This window comes from uncultured Anaerococcus sp. (assembly GCF_963510915.1).
Classification (GTDB): Bacteria; Bacillota; Clostridia; order Tissierellales; family Peptoniphilaceae; genus Anaerococcus.
This window is the reverse complement of sequence record NZ_CAUPHG010000140.1, coordinates 1-3,242: the sequence shown is the minus strand read 5'-3', so window position 1 is coordinate 3,242 and position 3,242 is coordinate 1. Positions and strand designations below refer to the sequence as shown.

At 30.5% G+C, this 3,242-nt stretch carries 5 protein-coding genes and 2 pseudogenes; all 7 read left to right on the top strand.

Features of this window, described 5'->3' with window-relative positions:
* Nucleotides 1-94 (top strand): annotated as a pseudogene (locus RQ893_RS08770) (class I SAM-dependent methyltransferase); the annotation flags it as partial.
* 278 nt (nt 95-372) lie between these two features.
* On the top strand, nt 373-711 hold the full coding sequence (locus tag RQ893_RS08765; protein WP_311482632.1) for a hypothetical protein: 339 nt from the start codon (nt 373-375) through the stop codon (nt 709-711).
* Nucleotides 712-794: 83 nt separating this feature from the next.
* The gene (locus RQ893_RS08760) at nt 795-1,100 is read left to right on the top strand and encodes a hypothetical protein (RefSeq protein WP_311482631.1); all 306 of its coding nucleotides are present in this window, start codon (nt 795-797) and stop codon (nt 1,098-1,100) included.
* 127 nt (nt 1,101-1,227) lie between these two features.
* Nucleotides 1,228-1,569 (top strand): annotated as a pseudogene (locus RQ893_RS08755) (class I SAM-dependent methyltransferase); the annotation flags it as partial.
* 125 nt (nt 1,570-1,694) lie between these two features.
* Nucleotides 1,695-2,165: an SMI1/KNR4 family protein gene (locus tag RQ893_RS08750; protein ID WP_311482630.1), complete on the top strand. Its 471-nt coding sequence runs from the start codon at nt 1,695-1,697 to the stop codon at nt 2,163-2,165.
* A gap of 77 nt (nt 2,166-2,242) precedes the next feature.
* Complete coding sequence (locus RQ893_RS08745; RefSeq protein ID WP_311482629.1) at nt 2,243-2,785, top strand: hypothetical protein; 543 nt, start codon at nt 2,243-2,245, stop codon at nt 2,783-2,785.
* A gap of 65 nt (nt 2,786-2,850) precedes the next feature.
* On the top strand, nt 2,851-3,231 hold the full coding sequence (locus RQ893_RS08740; RefSeq protein WP_071415359.1) for a hypothetical protein: 381 nt from the start codon (nt 2,851-2,853) through the stop codon (nt 3,229-3,231).
* Nucleotides 3,232-3,242: the final 11 nt, after the last annotated feature.

Below are 3,242 nucleotides of genomic sequence, written 5' to 3'. Positions count from 1 at the left end.
TGCTCCTTTCATGAAAAAAGACAAAGGAGTATATGATAAAGTTTGCGAATACATTCGTCCTCATTTGAATAAAGACATGGAGACGGTTGTATTAATGACAAGGGAATAGACGGAAGTCCTTAATTACGAATGCTTTATGCGATAGCGTTTCTGTAACAGCGAATCTTGGACATCAACAGCTAATGATAGTGAAGAAATCTTAGCTACTACACTTGATCATGAACTTATCGCAAAGTTTGCTAAAGAGTTTATGGAATTATATAATGGTATTTATTTTTAAGCAAAGAGAAATCAAAATTTATGGAGATAATTTCATTAGAAATTTGATGAAACTCTCGGTTTATTTGGAGAAAAGAGGTATCGAATTCAGATATGAGAAAATATGCAGATATAAAAGACATAATTGAATATGGGTTAAATAATATTTCTGATAAGGAAAAAGTAACAATAAGCCTGAAAGACTTTCTATACATTAGACGAGTTTTAGAGGAGTATATGCGTTATCTACATAATCCTGATCATTATCCCGATATAGAAGCAATTCAAAATTTTTTAGGTGATATTTCTTCGGGAGGAGGATTTGAATGTTTAAGCACAGCTATTTATGAAAAAGTATATAAAGTTGATTTGCCATCGAAGATTGAGAAAATGATTGATGATGGTGTATTTGAACACCCTCTTTATCCCAGTTACTATAAGAAAAACGAATAAGTAATAATTGTATAATATTGAAATGGTACAAAATATAAATTTATGTGGATACGTAAATTTGAAGTTGTAGGAGGAAATAAAAAATGAAAGCTGAACTATATGTAAATAAAGCATCTATGCAAATGAAAAAAGGTGATATAGAGGGTGCTTTTTGTAGTATGAAAAAGGTTATTGAATTGAACGATGATAAAGTTTCAAATGTTCAAGCTCATTGCTTTTTAGGCGAATATTATTTTGTGAATCAGAATTATATTCTTGCTAAAGAACATTTAGATTATATTGTGGAACAGCAAGAAGAATTGGAAAATGAATATGATGATTTGTTAAATGATGAAATAATAAATGCGAATGTTTTGATAGAACTTATCGAAAAATATTTATTGATATAATAGGTTGACTACTAAGTTCCAGTTTGTCGAGGTAATACCTTTTAACGATAACCTTAAGCTATCGTTAAAAAGTTCATGGATATGTTCCTACATACGAACGTAGCTACTTGACATACTTAGTGTTCACTCGTTTCATGTGGATGCAGTAGCATTATCCTATTCGCATGAAAAATTTGATTGTGTGTTAATTGCTAATGCACTTCATATTATGCCTAAACCGGATGAGGCGATGAAAGAAATATATAGTGTGTTAAAACCTAATGGGACTTTGTTCGCCCCCACTTTTCTATGGAAGGAGGGAAAACAAAGAAAACTTGTAAAAAGGTTGGTGTCTATTTTAGGATTTAAGATGTATCAAGAATGGGATAAAAAGGAATTTGAAGATTTTATTAAAGAATATGGATTTTTAGTAGTTGAATGGAATTGTGCAAGCATATACGCAGGAAAAGTGCCGGATATTTTATCATAATGTTGAGGGCAATATTGGGAAAGGAGATTGCGGAAAAGGATAATCAATTCCCGTTTGTTGGGCTGATTTTCATAGGCGGATAAGGTGAACAAAAGATAATTCATCGTATCGATTGGAGAAAGCATATGGAATTAGCAAAAGCAGAGATTAAATTACTAAGAAAAGCTTATAGCGTTATGGCTGACACGCACAGAAAATATCACCCGGAGTCCGAAAAAGACATATTTGAGTTTGAAAACAAATTCGAACCAATTCCGTCAGAATATCGGTATTTACTCAAGGAATTTGGTGGTTGCCATTTTGTTGATCCATGGATTTTCACTTTAGAGGAATTAGGTTGTGAATACCCTGCTTTTATTGCAAACTATACCGACGACGAAGAAAGCAACATATCAAATAATACTGTTTTTCCTATTGGCGGTTTAGGTGATGGAAGTTTAGTTTGTATTTTAAAGGAAACAGACAAAATTGTTGTTTTGCCACATGATGCATATGTGACATCGGTTGATGATTTAGAAATTATTGCAGAAAGTTTTAAGGAGTTAGTTTTTGGTTTAGCGGAACAGGGTATTGAGCTTGACAACCAAATTAAATAGCCAATAATGGACATTCGTGAAGTTCTTATTGATATAATGTGTACTTGCTAACTTGAATTTGTTGAGGATAAGGTTTTATGAATAATAAATATGAAAGCGTAAGAAAATTTTTATTATATCCAGATAATATTGATGACATTTGGGAAAGTAATGATTTAATTTGGATTGATTGGAGAGAAGAAGACGAATCTGTAATCAATTACTTTAATAATGAAATAGGAAATCTTATAGAAGTAGATTTTATAAATAATAATAAAAAATATGGTGATGACATAAAATTAAAATACAGAGCTAAAGAAATAGTTGTTCCTTATATGGATAATATGGATAGGGATACAACTATAAAGTATTTCAACGAAATAATAAAGGAAGATTTTGAAATAAGATGGTTTGTTGAAAGTCTTGGTGATGATACTTTAGCCTTTTGCATTTTACCGAATAATTTATGGAGTAGTTTAGAAAATGAGTTTAGTAAAGAGGTTGTAGATTATTATTTTATGAAAATTGGTTTGGAATCCGTAATGTTTGATTTAGATGCTGATTCTGTTTTTGATTTGATTTCGCTTAGAAAAGATAATAATAAAGTACCTTTTGTAGAATTATTAAAAAAGCTAAAGTAGATAAATAAAAATTAGAAGTTGTGGGGGACTAATGATAATTTTCACACCACATTAAGGAAATTGAGATGAAAAATATAGATATTTTTGTACATGAAAAATATAACAAAGCTGATTACGAAAAGGTAGCAGAACATATCTATAAAACGTATGACGATTTTATGAAAAGTGATTGCTTTGTTACTTCATTAAAATTTGTTCAAGAACCAGAATTAGGAGAAGGAGATAGTCCGAGGAATATTTCCCAATATCCATTGGAAGATGTTTTAGAAAAATTTTATGTGGCGATTCAGGATTTTTATGAAGATTTGAATTATACCAGTGATGAGACTTGTTATTTAGAATTTTCGGCTTCAGATATGGAAGATATACAGAAACTACTTGGAATCGTAAATAAGCATGTATACAATAAGGAAGATGGGGATTATGTAGAGCTGGTAATTGAATAGTGTATTAAAAT

Excerpts from the sequence above, each read along its gene's own strand:
- RQ893_RS08760 (WP_311482631.1), top strand. The coding sequence starts at position 795 with ATGAAAGCTGAACTATATGTAAATAAAGCATCTATGCAAATGAAAAAA.
- RQ893_RS08750 (WP_311482630.1), top strand. The coding sequence starts at position 1,695 with ATGGAATTAGCAAAAGCAGAGATTAAATTACTAAGAAAAGCTTATAGC.
- RQ893_RS08745 (WP_311482629.1), top strand. The coding sequence starts at position 2,243 with ATGAATAATAAATATGAAAGCGTAAGAAAATTTTTATTATATCCAGAT.
- RQ893_RS08740 (WP_071415359.1), top strand. The coding sequence starts at position 2,851 with ATGAAAAATATAGATATTTTTGTACATGAAAAATATAACAAAGCTGAT.
- RQ893_RS08765 (WP_311482632.1), top strand. The coding sequence starts at position 373 with ATGAGAAAATATGCAGATATAAAAGACATAATTGAATATGGGTTAAAT.